The following is a 14,068-nucleotide window of genomic DNA, read 5'->3' as shown; positions in this document are numbered from 1 at the left end:
GTAGGATATGGGTATTTTACAAGATCTTGAATTTCGCGGTTTAATTAATCAGCAAACAGATGCTGAGGGACTTGAGCAATTATTAGAAAAAGAAAGCGTTAAATTATACTGTGGTTTCGACCCGACAGCGGATAGCTTACACATCGGTCATATGTTACCAGTATTAATGTTACGTCGTTTCCAATTAGCTGGTCACCAACCAATCGCACTTGTTGGCGGTGGTACTGGTATGATCGGTGATCCAAGTGGTAAAAAAGCAGAGCGTACATTAAATACGAAAGATACAGTTGCTTACTACACAGAAAGCATTAAAAACCAACTTTCAAACTTCTTAGAGTTCGAAAACGTGGACAACCCAGCAACAATGGCTAATAACTATGATTGGCTTGGTAACTTAGATGTCATTTCATTCTTACGCGATATCGGTAAAAACTTCGGTTTAAACTATATGTTAGCAAAAGATACAGTAGCATCTCGTTTAGATACTGGTATTTCATTCACTGAGTTTAGTTACATGATTTTACAATCATACGACTTCTTAAACTTATACCAAAACCATAATTGCCGCTTGCAAATCGGTGGTAGTGATCAATGGGGTAACATTACAGCTGGTCTTGAATTAATCCGTAAATCAGAAGAAGATGCGAAAGCATTCGGTTTAACAATTCCACTAGTTACGAAATCTGACGGTACGAAGTTTGGTAAAACAGAAGGCGGCGCAATTTGGTTAGATCCAGAGAAAACAACTCCTTACGAGTTCTACCAATTCTGGATTAACACAGATGACCGCGACGTTGTTAAATACTTAAAATACTTCACATTCTTATCTCATGAAGAAATTCTTGAGCTTGAAAAGCAAGTAGCTGAAGCACCAGAAAAACGTGCAGCACAAAAAGCATTAGGTTCTGAAATGACAAAACTTGTTCACGGCGAAGAAGCATTAGAGCAAGCGATTAAAATTTCAGCTGCATTATTCAGTGGTTCTGTAGCAGAACTGACTGCAAGCGAAATCGAACAAGGATTCAAAGACGTACCATCTGTAGAACGTACTGCAGAAGATACAGTATTAATCGACTTACTTGTAGAAAGCAAAATCTCTCCATCAAAACGTCAAGCACGTGAAGATGTAACGAACGGCGCAATCTACGTAAACGGTGAGCGTACACAAGCATTAGACTACGTTGTAACAGAAAACGACCGCATCGAAGGTAAATTCACAATCATTCGCCGCGGTAAAAAGAAATATTTCTTAATTCGTTACTAATTAGAACCGAATATAAACAAATAGTACCCCGAATTGTAGGCTGAAAGTTTATGATTCGGGGTTTTTATGTATAAATTTAGATTGCCTTACGAGTTCTTGTAAATAGAATATGAAGAATTAATATGAGCAGATAAAGTAAGCTAATGAGCATAACAACAAATGCTGTTGGATAAAATTTTGCTGCATATATAAAGAAATCGATTTGATAAATATCTTGGTAATCTGAAACGGTGCCTTTAAAGTAATTTGTAAACTTAGCGCTATATTTCCATTCATCAGGATCATCTATCAAATTACTCCCCTGATACCAATTAATAAGCGCGGAAGTAGTAAAGAACATACATGCACTACCCAATTGAACCATTTGGTTTATTGTCAAAATGAATCAACCTCCTATTTTATGGTTATTATAGCGTGCATTCGTATTCCTGTAACCTTTTTGTTGTAATCTCCTTTTCGAGTTCATACGGAAATCACATGTAAGCGGTATGATAAATGTATAACAACTAGAAAGGAGTGGTAAAACAAAATGTCACTAGAAGCGCTCATTATTTTTTCTTTGCTAAACGCGGGTCAGCTTGCAGAGAATTCGAAGGTGGATGTACATAAAGAGCAGAAAGATGCTTATGTATATGTTCAGAAAGAGGAAAATAAATAATTTTATTTTATATATAAACGAAAAAAGCCAATCCAGAGGATTGGCTTTTTGTCATTAACGAGAGTAGAACTCTACGATTAATGCTTCGTTGATTTCAGCTGCTAACTCAGAACGCTCAGCGTGACGAGTGTAAGTAGCTTCTAACTTATCAGCATCGAAAGTTAAGTATTCTGGTACGAAGTTGTTAACTTCGATCGCTTCTTTAACAACAACAAGGCTGTTAGATTTTTCGCGAACGCTGATTGTTTGACCAGGTTTTACACGGTAAGATGGGATATCTACGCGAGATCCATCAACTGTGATGTGACCGTGGTTTACTAATTGGCGAGCTGCACGACGAGTGCGAGCTAAGCCCATACGGTAAACTAAGTTGTCAAGACGAGCTTCAAGAAGGATCATGAAGTTTTCGCCGTGCTTACCAGGCATTTTACCTGCTTGGTCAAATGTGCGACGGAATTGACGCTCAGTCATGCCGTACATGTGACGAAGTTTTTGTTTCTCTTGTAATTGTAAACCGTATTCTGAAAGTTTCTTACGTTGGTTAGGACCGTGAGGACCTGGTGCGTAAGGGCGTTTTTCTAATTCTTTTCCTGTGCCGCTTAGAGAGATTCCAAGACGACGAGACAGTTTCCAAGCTGGACCTGTATAACGAGCCATAGTTGACTCCTCCTTTAAAAATGTTTTTATTTACGTAAAATAAAAACAGACGTAATCGATATTTACGGGCATTTTGTTTTCATGTACCTTCGCTCCAGCAGCAGGGAGTTACGAGATACACCTCCGTAGAGGAACAAAATACAAACGATAAACTCACATTACAAGGCTGCCTTTTTATTTTACACAAACGCTATTATATCTTTTACCCAGAGTTTCGTCAAGCAAGTACGTTTTTGTTTTATGCATATAAATTTTGGAAATTAACAAGAAGGAATTTAAAACGATATAAAAGAAGTGATAGAAACACAAATAAAACGCTTACATAAAATGTAGTAAAAAATGTTCATTAATTTTTTGTTGATGAATATGCGGCAGTAAAAACATAAAAGGGGATGTTTTTATGAAAAAGAAGCATATGGAGACAGCGTTAATTCATCACGGGTATACATCAGAGGAACATAAAGGAAGTTTAACGCCACCGTTATTTCAAACGTCTACATTTACATTTGAGACTGCGCAGCAAGGGGAGGCGAGTTTTGCGGGAGTGGATCCGTCTTATATTTACTCAAGACTTGGAAATCCAACAGTAAAATTATTTGAAGAACGTATGGCGGTGTTAGAAGGAGGAGAAGAAGCTCTTGCCTTTGGATCTGGTATGGCAGCTATTTCCGCAACATTAATTGGTTTTCTAAAAGCTGGAGATCATATTATTTGTTCAAATGGATTATACGGGTGCACGTACGGTTTTTTAGAAGTATTAGAAGAGAAGTTCATGATTACGCATTCGTTTTGTGATATGGAGACAGAGGATGATGTCGAAAATAAAATCCGTCCAAATACAAAGGTTATTTTCGTTGAAACACCGATTAATCCAACGATGAAATTAATCGATTTAAAACAAGTTATTCGGGTTGCGAAGCGAAATGGCTTACTTGTCGTTGTTGATAATACGTTTTGTTCACCTTATTTACAAAGACCGCTTGAGCTTGGTTGTGACGCAGTTGTGCATAGTGCGACAAAATATATTGGTGGTCATGGCGATGTTGTGGCGGGTGTAACGATTTGTAAAACGAAAGCGTTAGCTGAAAAAATTCGCCCGATGCGAAAAGATATTGGCGGTATTATGGCGCCGTTTGATGCATGGTTATTGTTACGCGGATTAAAGACGTTAGCGGTAAGAATGGACCGTCATTGTGATAATGCCGAAAAAATTGTATCGTTCTTGAAAAATCATGATGCGGTAGAAGGTGTTTGGTATCCAGAAGGTGAGTTAGCATCTCGCCAAATGAAACGAGGCGGCGGTGTGATTTCTTTTTCAGTAAAAGGCGGAAAAGAAGAGACGCAAGCGTTTATCAATGACCTTCATTTTATTACAATTGCCGTAAGTTTAGGGGATACAGAAACGTTAATTCAGCATCCGGCAACGATGACGCACGCTGCGATTCCAGCTGAGTTAAGACAAGAAATGGGCATTTATGATAATTTAATACGTTTATCTGTCGGTTTAGAATCATGGGAAGATATCGTGTCTGATCTAGAGCAGGCGTTAAAGAAAATATCTACTGTGAATCAATAAAAAAGAGTGAGCTATCGGTTTCGTACGTGATGTACGCAATCGATAACTCGCTCTTTTCTTTTTAAATATGTTTTAAGAGTGTTTCCACAAACTTTTCTAAATAGCGCTGATCTACTTCATCAAAACGATTTTTTTCAGGGCTATCAATATCAAGTACACCAATGACAGTTTCTTCTTTCACAATCGGTACAACGATTTCTGAATTCGAAGCACTATCGCAAGCGATATGTCCTGGGAATTGGTGAACGTCTGCTACAAGCTGCGTTGTTTTTGTTTCAGCTGCAACGCCGCAAACGCCTCGTCCAAATGGAATGCGCACGCAAGCAGGCATTCCTTGGAATGGTCCAAGAACAAGCTGATTTCCTTCTGTTACATAAAAGCCAACCCAATTCACACGATCAAAAAATTGGTTTAATAGTGCGGACGCATTTGATAAATTTGCGACTACGTTTGATTCGCCAGTTAATAATGCATCCAGTTGTTTAATTACTGTCTCATATTGCTGCACGCGAGATCCTGCATAACTTTCTTTAGTAAACATGGAAACAGCCCCTTTTTTATCGAGATGTGTAAAATATTAGCAAAATACGATGTATTTCACATGACTTTGTCGATAGAAAATTAAAGGAATTTGTCTTAAAAGTCAAGAAATTTAAACTATAGCTGTTCAGTGAGAGGAAGTGAGCGCATGAAACAGACGAAACAAAAAGTAATTGATGCGGCAATATCGTTGTTTAACACGAAAGGTTATGATGGAACGTCAGTGCGAGACATTGCAAAGCGAGCGGATGTGAATGTAGCGAATATTTCATATTATTTTGCTGGAAAGCAAGGCCTATTAGAGCAGCTTATTACGGATTTTTTAGAAGGGTATATTCATGTGATTGAAACGTCCTTTGAACAGAGAGAGTATTTGTCGGCTAAAGATGTAATGGTGCAAATGGTGCGTGGGATTTTACGATATCAATTTGAAAATAGGGAACTGACACGTTTCTTCTACCGAGAGCTTTCACTGGATACGACATTAATTCGCGAAGTGATGACCATTTATTTTTCTAAAGAAAGATATTATGTAGAGCAAATCATAAAGCAAGGACAAATGAAACGAGAATTCAAAAAGGTATCTTTTACAATGTTTATGACACAATTAAAAGGCATGATGAATATGCCGTTTTTATATCCGCAATATATATCAGAAGTGCTGCATTCTTTTCCGTCTGAGACATTTTTCATAGAAATGTACACGAAGGAAATTGAACAATGGATGGAACAAACATTATGTATAACGAATATGTATCAGGAATGGCCAAGAGCTGTTCATATGTGAAAAATCCCCACCTAACGAACTGAGGTGGGGATTTTTGTGCTTTCTTTTCTTTGCCATACATTGTTGCATATTAGCGCGATAATTGTTAAAGAGGCTCCGGAAATTTCAATTTTGTCGACTGTATAACCTCGAAAGATGGAACCGATAAGTGCAAGTATAGGAACTAAATTCATAAATAATATGCCGTTAATAGATGAAATATAGCGATTTCCTGTGTTCCAGCAAAATACAGCGATAACACCTGCAATAATCGACATATACAAGAGTTCAAAACGAACGTTCATAATTGTACGTAGTGAAGGTACAGTAATGACGTTTGTGTAAGTGAAGAAAGTGACGATAACGATGAGTGAAATTGAGCCGAATAGACAAGTTAACGTCGTATACCTGAGTGGTGACCAAGATTGAAAACGAGCACCGCCGTTCGTATAAATGACCCAGCAAGTAACGCCGCATAGCATAAGTATATTTGTTGAGAGGTGACTGGCAGCTCCAAATAATAAGTGAATATTTCCTTTTGAAATGACAAGCATAACACCGAGCAATGCAACGAACATACAAAGGAATGTGTAGTTTTGTGGACGTTTATTTTTTGTTAGCCACTGCAATAATAAAGCGATGAGTGGCATAAGAGACTGGATCATCGCGGCATGGATGGCTCCAGAAGGTCCGGCAAGTTGTTGACCGTAAAAAACGAGAAAACCGTATCCAGCGAAGCCGACCGTTCCGTAAAAGAATAACGAAAGTGTTCTTTTTTCTAAGCGGAGTGAAGTTTTTCCTTCAGTAATGAATAGCAAAATAAGAAAAATAATAGCTGCTGATCCGTATCGGATAGTTGTGAAGAAAAACGGATCGATAAACTGCAGGGCATTTGCCATGACAGGAAACATAAATCCCCAAGCAGTTACGGCAAGTAAGCATAGGAGGGATCCGAGTAGCATTTGTTTTTTGTTCAAGAGTTTCATTCCCCTTTATATTTCGTTATAGTAAGTTGATGAAATAAGTATAAAGAGTAATTGTTTATAGAAGGAAATATCGATTTTTTATGACAGTTATAACTTTTTGTTAGAGGTGTGTACGATGGATTTGGAGGCAGCACGATCGTTTATTGAAGTAAAGAATACGCGAAGTTTATCGAAGGCGAGTAAGCTTTTACATATTTCTCAACCGGCGCTTAGTAAGCAAATTCAAAGATTAGAAGCGGATTTAGAGGTTACTTTACTGAAGCGTTCTGCGCAAGGAGTGGAGTTAACAGAGGCTGGAGAGTTATTTATAACAAGAATGTTACCGATTTTGAAACACATATATGAAGTGAAAGCCGAAATGAAGACTTTTCAAGAGAAGCGGAAAATCTCTATAGGTATATTGCCAAGTTTAGCAGCTCATTACATATCAAAATGTAAAGATGTATTAGGTGAAGAATTCGAAGTAGAATGGAAAATTGAGCATACGAAAGTACTAATGGGACTCTTTAAAGAACGGAAGATTGAAGCGATGTTCGTCGATTCAGTAGTAGAAGGCGCTACGTGTATAAAAGAAGTGCGAGAAGAAAAAATTGTTTGTGTCGTTTCAAACGATCATCTTTATAAAGAGAAAACAGTGATCCGAATGGAAGATTTGCAAAATGAAAAGTTAATCGTATACCCAGAAATCTGTGATGTAAGGAAAATGATTACGAATATGTTTCAGGGGATAGGTGCGAAACCAATCATTGCATTTGAAACTTCTTATGCAGAACCGATGCTTGCGATGGTCGGAGCTGGACTTGGTATTACGTTACTTCCAGAAATGTCAGTAAAGCAAGCGGTAAAGCAAGGGAATGTGCATGCGATTTCTATTGAACCACCACTTGCACGCAAAATTTATTTCGTATCCCATATGGAAGAGAACCCGTTATTACAATCATTTGATGATGGAAGCTAATCGAAACAGAAGATTGAGAAAGATTACAATTGCATTGAAAGAAACATGAAATTTTAAAAAAAACTAGGTCAAAAACAAGCCATTACATGGTATGATTAGTACATTGTTAGTTGTTAAATATAGGGGAATTCCCTTTTTATACATAATGCCTTCCATTTCATAAACGGAACGGACAAAAAAAGAGATATAACTAGGAGGCTTTTTTGCATGGATTCTATCCTGACGATCGTTATCATTGTAGTAAGCTCTATTCTAGTGCTGCTCATGATTGAGCTTGTGATAAGAAATCGTTCATATAAAGATATTGAAGCACTTGAGCAGTGGAAACAAGAGATAAAAGATAAACCTGTGGCAGATGAACTAAAACGGGTGAAAGATTTAAACATGACGGGTCAAACAGAAGAACTGTTTGGTAAATGGCGTGAAGAATGGGATGAGATTGTATCAACAACCCTTCCGAAAGCTGACAAAGATTTAGCGCAAGCGCGAAAATTCGCCTCGCAATTCTCCTTCCGAAAAGCAAAGCATGCGATGAATGAATCCATAAGTGGTTTAGATGACGCTGATAATCGTATTACAGACATTTTAAATGAATTACAGCAATTGTTAGAAAGCCATGAAAAAAATAGCTCGGAAATTGAAGAGTTACGTGATACATATCGTAGTATGAAGAAGAGTGTTCTTGCTCATAGACATATGTATGGAGCAGCAGAGCAGAAAATTGAAGAGATGCTAGACGCTGAATCTAATAAATTTAAAAGCTTTGAAGAGGCAACAGATAATGGTGACTATTTAAAAGCGAGAGAAATTGTTATTAGTTTAGAAGAAGGTTTGGCAAGCTTAGAAATCATTATTCACCAAATTCCAGATTTATTGGTAGAGTGTCAAGCGACGTTACCAGTTCAGCTGGAAGATTTATTACACGGACATAATGATATGGTAAGACAAGGTTATGTATTAGAGTATTTGGAAATCCCTAAAGAAGTTCGTGATATGACGACACAACTACACACATGTTTAATGGATATACAGGAGCTTCATATAAAAGAAGCTGCTGAAAAAGTAGAAAACTTAAAAACGCGTTTAGATGGCTTCTATGATCAATTGGAACAAGAAGTACATGCGAGACATTATGTGGAGCAAAAAACACTTGCTGTTTATGAAGACTTAGAAGAAATTCGTACTGAAACGATTGAAACAAAAGCAGAAACACAACTTGTAAAACAAAGTTATCAGCTACAAGATAAGGACATTGAGTCTCAAAAAGTAATTGAAAAGCAAATGCATATTTTAACGAAACGTTTTGAAATGCTGCAATTACGCGTTGCGGAACAAGATATTGCCTTCTCTATTATTCGTGAGGAACTAGAAGAGGTTTATGAGCAATGTGAAACGTTAAAAGTACTTCATGCAGAATATAAAGAAATGCTGCAAACGATGCGTAAAGAGGAATTTGAAGCGCGTGAGAAGTTGCAAGAAATGCGAAATATCATTTTTGAAACGAAACGTTTTATGCAAAAGTCGAATTTGCCAGGTCTTCCAGAAAGCATTATGGAAGATTTAAAAAGAGGACAAATGGCAATGCAAGCTGTATATGAACAGCTAGAAGTGAAACCGTTAAATATGAACGCTGTAAATAGCAGTTTAGAAGAAGCGTACACAACTGTTAATGGTGTAGCTGAAATGACAGAAGAGTTAATTGGACAAGCGTATTTAGTTGAAAAATTAATTCAATACGGTAATCGTTACCGCAGTCATGATGAGAACCTTGCAGAGAGCTTAAATTATGCGGAGAAATTATTCCGTGAATATCAATACGATGCAGCTTTAGAACAAGCGGCTTCTGTACTAGAGCAACTTGAACCTGGCGTTGTTCAAAAAATAGCTGAATATGTAGACAATCAACAAACCCTTTCATAAGGGTTTGTTTTTTTGTGTAATTTTAGGGACGATGTTGCTATAATGAATAGCGGAATACAGTAAGGTTATTCGTTTTAAAATATAACGGAACCTTTTAGTAGTCTTAGCGTAATGACACGTATTTGTGATATGATTATATGATGTGATAGCGCTGAAAGGGGAAGAACGATGATCTATTTTGATAATAGTGCGACGACGAAGCCATATCCAGAAGCCCTTCAATCGTACGTAACGGTTGCTGGAAAATATTTTGGAAACCCTTCTTCTATTCATTCGCTTGGAGGAGAGGCAGAGCGTCTATTAACACAATCAAGAACGATTGCAGCGCAGCTTCTTCACGTTAAACCTTCTGAGATTATTTTCACATCAGGTGGAACGGAAGGGAATAACCTTGCGATTAAAGGAATAGCGATGAGGAATCGTTCGCGCGGTAAACATATCATTACAACAAATATTGAACACGCGTCTGTGTTTGAAGCATATAAACAATTAGAAGATCTCGGTTTTGATGTAACATATTTACCGGTTAATGAGCATGGTGTTGTATCGGTAGAGGATGTAAAACGAGCACTTCGTGAAGATACGATTCTTGTGTCAATTATTCACGTGAACAACGAGACTGGAGCAATTCAGCCTGTTGCTGAAATTGGAACGTTATTATCTAACTATCCGAAAATAAGATTCCATGTGGACCATGTACAAGGGATAGGAAAAGTACCGCTTGATTTATATGCTTCTCATATTGATCTTTGCTCAATATCTGGACATAAATTCCACAGTGTAAAAGGAACGGGTCTTCTTTATGTGCGTGATGGCGTAAGGTTAGATCCAATTTTATCAGGTGGTCAACAAGAGCTTAAGTATCGCTCTGGTACAGAAAACTTACCTGGTATTGTAGCGATGGTGAAAGCACTTCGCATGACAATGGAACAAGTGAAGGAAAAGATAGCTCATTTGCACAATTTACAAACAGAGCTTGTCCGTTTCTTTAAAGAGATGGAAGATGTAACGATCAATACGTCGCTTGCATATGCAGCACCGCATATTTTAAATGTATCATTTGTTGGTTTAAAACCAGAAGTGGTCGTTCATGCTTTAGAAGAGCACGGTGTATATGTATCGACGAAGTCTGCTTGTTCTTCAAAAGCAAATGAAGTGAGCAGAGTGTTAGTCTCAATGGGAGTACCACATGCAGCTGCTGCGAGTGCTATTCGCATTAGTTTGGCACCAGAAAACACGATGGAAGAAGTAAAACAATTTGAAGGTATTGTGAAAGAGACGATGCCAAAATTACATGAAGTGATGAGGTAAAGGAATATGATGACATATGAATATATTTTAGTTCGTTATGGAGAGATGACGACTAAAGGTAAGAACCGTTCTAAATTTGTAAGCACATTAAAAGATAACGTAAAGTTCAAACTGAAAAAGTTCCCAAATATTAAAATCGATGCAACACATGATCGTATGTACATCCAATTAAATGGTGAAGACCATGAAGCAATTTCTGAAAGATTGAAAGATGTATTTGGTATTCATAAGTTTAATTTAGCGATGAAAGTACCATCAGAATTAGAAGATATTAAAAAAGGTGCATTAGCAGCTTTCTTACAAGTAAAAGGCGATGTGAAAACATTTAAAATTACAGTGCACCGTTCTGATAAACGCTTCCCGATGAAGACGATGGAGTTACTTCCAGAAATCGGTGGGCACATTTTAGAAAATACAGAGGATATCACAGTAGATGTTCATAATCCAGATGTGAATGTACGTATAGAAATTCGCAGTGGTTACACATATATTATGTGCGGTGAGCATATGGGAGCTGGCGGTTTACCAGTAGGCGTTGGCGGAAAAGTAATGGTACTTCTTTCTGGTGGGATCGATAGCCCAGTAGCAACGTACTTAACGATGAAACGCGGCGTGTCTGTGGAAGCAGTTCACTTCCATAGCCCACCTTTCACAAGCGAGCGTGCAAAACAAAAAGTAATCGATTTAGCACAAGAGTTAACGAAGTACTGTAAACGTGTAACGCTTCACCTTGTTCCATTTACTGAAGTGCAAAAAACGATTAATAAAGAAATTCCATCTAGCTATTCAATGACAGTTATGCGCCGTATGATGATGCGTATTACAGAGCGTATCGCAGAAGAGCGTAATGCACTTGCAATCACGACTGGTGAAAGTCTTGGACAAGTAGCAAGCCAAACATTAGATAGTATGCATACAATTAACGAAGTAACAAACTATCCAGTTATTCGTCCACTTATTACGATGGATAAATTAGAAATTATTAAAATCGCTGAAGAAATCGGCACATATGATATTTCAATTCGTCCGTACGAAGATTGCTGTACAGTATTCACACCAGCAAGCCCAGCGACGAAGCCGAAGCGTGAAAAAGCGAATCGTTTTGAAGCGAAATATGATTTCACACCATTAATCGATGAAGCTGTAGCGAACAAAGAAACAATGGTATTACAAACGGTAGAAGTAGTGGCGGAAGAAGAAAAATTCGAAGAACTTTTCTAAAACCATAAATTACCATATCTAAAACGTGTATGAAGTCATGTTATTTATCACACTCTATACTCACAAGGAGGTGATATAACATGTCACGTAGCACAAATAAATTAGCGGTTCCTGGTGCTGAATCAGCATTAGACCAAATGAAATACGAAATCGCTCAAGAGTTTGGTGTTCAACTTGGAGCAGATGCAACAGCTCGCGCTAACGGTTCTGTTGGTGGTGAAATCACTAAACGTCTAGTTTCACTAGCTGAGCAACAATTAGGCGGTTACCAAAAATAATCCCATATAAGATGGCTTAGAAAGAGCGGGTTCTCCCGCTCTTTCTTTTTGTTGTTTGCACCGTTATACATTTATCCCGCTTTAATGGGCAGTAAGACCCCCCACCTCGAAATTCAGCGAAAGCAAAGAAGTTAGGTGGGGGTCGGGCTGCCCATTAAAGTCCGATTGGTGAGGGCTAATAATCAGTGGGGGATGAAGAAAACCCCCACTGATTAAAGTTTCACTTTATTTCGACATAGACATAAAAAATTTGTCAAAAGAAGAGGGTTCAAAATTAACTGAAAATTCTTTATTATATAAGGGAGGCATAGAAATGGAGGAGGATATTGTATGAAAAGAGAAGAATTGTTGGCGCCGCCGTCTTATAATTTAGTTTCTGAAATAGAGAAATATACAGGTGATAAAGAGAAGCTTGCTTTAATTTGGCAAGATGATAAAGGGAATAGACGAGAAGTTACATATGCTGAGTTAATGCAAGGTGCGAATAAAATTGGAAACGCTTTTATAAAGAGTGGTTTACAAAAAGGGGACAAGCTTCTTATTATGATGCCGCGTTTAATTGAAGCGTACATGACGTATATCGCTGCAATTAAAGCAGGATTTGTCGTAATTCCGAGTTCGGAGATGTTACGTAAAAAAGATATTGAATATCGAATCGAGCACGGGGAAGTAAAAGCGATCGTCAGTTATGAACCCTACATTGGACAGTTTGATGATATAGAAGCGATGGAATCCCTTCAAAAGTTCGTTCTGAGCGAGCAGTCAGTAGATGGGTGGATTAATTTAAAAACAGCGTTAGAAACAGAAAGTGACCTGTTAGAAATGGTGAAGACAGATAAAGAAGATATGGTCTTTTTATCTTACACGTCAGGGACGACAGGAAATCCAAAAGGTGTTGTTCATACGCATGCGTGGGCATACGCTCATTTACGCACGAGCGCTCCAAATTGGCTCGGAATTGAAGAGAATGATGTTGTATGGGCAACGGCTAGTCCAGGCTGGCAAAAGTGGATTTGGAGCCCATTTTTAGCAACTCTCGGCTCAGGTGCAACAGGATTTGTATACAACGGTAAATTTGAACCGAAAACATATTTAAATTTATTAGACGATAATAAGGTGAATGTGCTTTGTTGTACGCCAACTGAGTATAGATTAATGGCAAAGGTAGAAGACTTAAGTGAGTACAATTTAGAGGCGTTACATAGCGCTGTATCGGCAGGTGAGCCGTTAAATAGAGAAGTCATTGAAACATTCCAAAAGCACTTTAATATTACAGTGAGAGACGGCTATGGGCAAACAGAAAATACATTACTTGTTGGTGTAATGAAAGGGATGGATATTAGACCGGGATCAATGGGAAAACCAACGCCAGGCAACCACGTTGATATTGTAGATGAGGAAGGTATTCCGGTACAGGTAGGAGAAGTTGGTGATATTGCAGTTCACATTGAAACACCGGCTCTCTTTAAACAATATTATAAAGACGATGAGCGCACAGCAATGCAATTTCGCGGTGATTATTATATTACCGGTGATAAAGCGAAGAAAGATGAAGACGGCTATTTCTGGTTTGAAGGGCGCGGTGATGATATTATTATTAGCTCTGGTTATACAATCGGACCGTTTGAAGTAGAAGATGCACTTGTAAAACATCCTTACGTAAGAGAGTGCGCAGTTGTTGCAAGCCCTGATGAAATTCGCGGCAGTGTCGTGAAGGCATTTATCGTATTAAGAGAGAATATAGACAAGAACGAAGAAACATTAATTCCAGCACTCCAACAACACGTCAAGGAACTCACTGCACCATATAAATACCCTCGCAAAATTGAATTTGTAGATGAACTACCAAAAACGATTTCCGGAAAAATTCGCCGTATTGAACTTAGAAAACAAGAGATGGAGATTCCGTCAAAATAATTTCGAAAATAGTTGA

At 38.0% G+C, this 14,068-nt stretch carries 14 protein-coding genes; 10 read left to right on the top strand and 4 right to left on the bottom strand.

Annotated features, from left to right (window positions below):
• Window positions 1-7 precede the first annotated feature (7 nt).
• Window positions 8-1,264 carry a tyrosine--tRNA ligase gene (gene tyrS / locus BAQ44_RS24195; RefSeq protein ID WP_000512075.1) on the top strand — a complete coding sequence of 419 codons (1,257 nt, stop codon included), beginning with the start codon at window positions 8-10 and terminating at the stop codon, window positions 1,262-1,264.
• Window positions 1,265-1,340: 76 nt separating this feature from the next.
• Here tyrS and BAQ44_RS24190 read toward each other — a convergent pair whose 3' ends face one another.
• Window positions 1,341-1,643, bottom strand: coding sequence for a YjdJ family protein (locus BAQ44_RS24190; RefSeq protein WP_071724306.1), 303 nt, complete (start codon window positions 1,641-1,643; stop codon window positions 1,341-1,343).
• A 150-nt stretch (window positions 1,644-1,793) separates the two neighbouring features.
• Between BAQ44_RS24190 and BAQ44_RS24185 the strand changes: the two genes are divergently transcribed.
• Window positions 1,794-1,922 carry a hypothetical protein gene (locus tag BAQ44_RS24185; RefSeq protein WP_000050944.1) on the top strand — a complete coding sequence of 43 codons (129 nt, stop codon included), beginning with the start codon at window positions 1,794-1,796 and terminating at the stop codon, window positions 1,920-1,922.
• A 54-nt stretch (window positions 1,923-1,976) separates the two neighbouring features.
• Here BAQ44_RS24185 and rpsD read toward each other — a convergent pair whose 3' ends face one another.
• On the bottom strand, window positions 1,977-2,579 hold the full coding sequence (gene rpsD, locus BAQ44_RS24180) for a 30S ribosomal protein S4 (protein WP_000135322.1): 603 nt from the start codon (window positions 2,577-2,579) through the stop codon (window positions 1,977-1,979).
• Between the two features lie 400 nt (window positions 2,580-2,979).
• Here rpsD and megL point away from each other — a divergent pair, with 400 nt between their 5' ends.
• Window positions 2,980-4,155, top strand: a complete 1,176-nt coding sequence (gene megL / locus BAQ44_RS24175) for a methionine gamma-lyase (RefSeq protein WP_071724304.1) — start codon at window positions 2,980-2,982, stop codon at window positions 4,153-4,155.
• 61 nt (window positions 4,156-4,216) lie between these two features.
• Here the strand turns inward: megL and BAQ44_RS24170 are convergent, their stop codons facing one another.
• A complete protein-coding gene (locus tag BAQ44_RS24170) occupies window positions 4,217-4,696 on the bottom strand; it encodes a free L-methionine (R)-S-oxide reductase MsrC (protein ID WP_071724301.1) in 480 nt (159 codons plus the stop codon).
• A gap of 147 nt (window positions 4,697-4,843) precedes the next feature.
• On the opposite strand from BAQ44_RS24170, the gene refZ reads away from it, so the two are divergent.
• Window positions 4,844-5,482: a forespore capture DNA-binding protein RefZ gene (refZ, locus tag BAQ44_RS24165; RefSeq protein WP_063260699.1), complete on the top strand. Its 639-nt coding sequence runs from the start codon at window positions 4,844-4,846 to the stop codon at window positions 5,480-5,482.
• A gap of 11 nt (window positions 5,483-5,493) precedes the next feature.
• Here refZ and BAQ44_RS24160 read toward each other — a convergent pair whose 3' ends face one another.
• Entirely contained in the window at window positions 5,494-6,438 is a 945-nt protein-coding gene (locus tag BAQ44_RS24160) for a DMT family transporter (protein ID WP_063260700.1), read from the bottom strand.
• A 124-nt stretch (window positions 6,439-6,562) separates the two neighbouring features.
• Between BAQ44_RS24160 and BAQ44_RS24155 the strand changes: the two genes are divergently transcribed.
• The 6 genes from BAQ44_RS24155 to mbcS all read left to right on the top strand — a co-directional run bounded on the left by BAQ44_RS24155 (window position 6,563) and on the right by mbcS (window position 14,052).
• Complete coding sequence (locus BAQ44_RS24155) at window positions 6,563-7,405, top strand: LysR family transcriptional regulator (RefSeq protein ID WP_071724299.1); 843 nt, start codon at window positions 6,563-6,565, stop codon at window positions 7,403-7,405.
• Between the two features lie 207 nt (window positions 7,406-7,612).
• Window positions 7,613-9,325, top strand: coding sequence for a septation ring formation regulator EzrA (ezrA, locus tag BAQ44_RS24150; protein WP_071724297.1), 1,713 nt, complete (start codon window positions 7,613-7,615; stop codon window positions 9,323-9,325).
• Window positions 9,326-9,493: 168 nt separating this feature from the next.
• Complete coding sequence (locus tag BAQ44_RS24145; protein ID WP_063260703.1) at window positions 9,494-10,636, top strand: cysteine desulfurase family protein; 1,143 nt, start codon at window positions 9,494-9,496, stop codon at window positions 10,634-10,636.
• A gap of 6 nt (window positions 10,637-10,642) precedes the next feature.
• Window positions 10,643-11,857: a tRNA uracil 4-sulfurtransferase ThiI gene (gene thiI / locus BAQ44_RS24140; RefSeq protein WP_063260704.1), complete on the top strand. Its 1,215-nt coding sequence runs from the start codon at window positions 10,643-10,645 to the stop codon at window positions 11,855-11,857.
• Window positions 11,858-11,937: 80 nt separating this feature from the next.
• Entirely contained in the window at window positions 11,938-12,135 is a 198-nt protein-coding gene (locus BAQ44_RS24135) for an alpha/beta-type small acid-soluble spore protein (RefSeq protein WP_000091640.1), read from the top strand.
• A 330-nt stretch (window positions 12,136-12,465) separates the two neighbouring features.
• A complete protein-coding gene (gene mbcS, locus BAQ44_RS24130; protein WP_071724295.1) occupies window positions 12,466-14,052 on the top strand; it encodes an acyl-CoA synthetase MbcS in 1,587 nt (528 codons plus the stop codon).
• Window positions 14,053-14,068 lie beyond the last annotated feature (16 nt).

It is taken from the genome of Bacillus mobilis (genome assembly GCF_001884045.1).
Taxonomy (GTDB): domain Bacteria; phylum Bacillota; class Bacilli; order Bacillales; family Bacillaceae_G; genus Bacillus_A; species Bacillus_A mobilis.
This window is presented reverse-complemented; position numbering and strand designations above follow the sequence as displayed.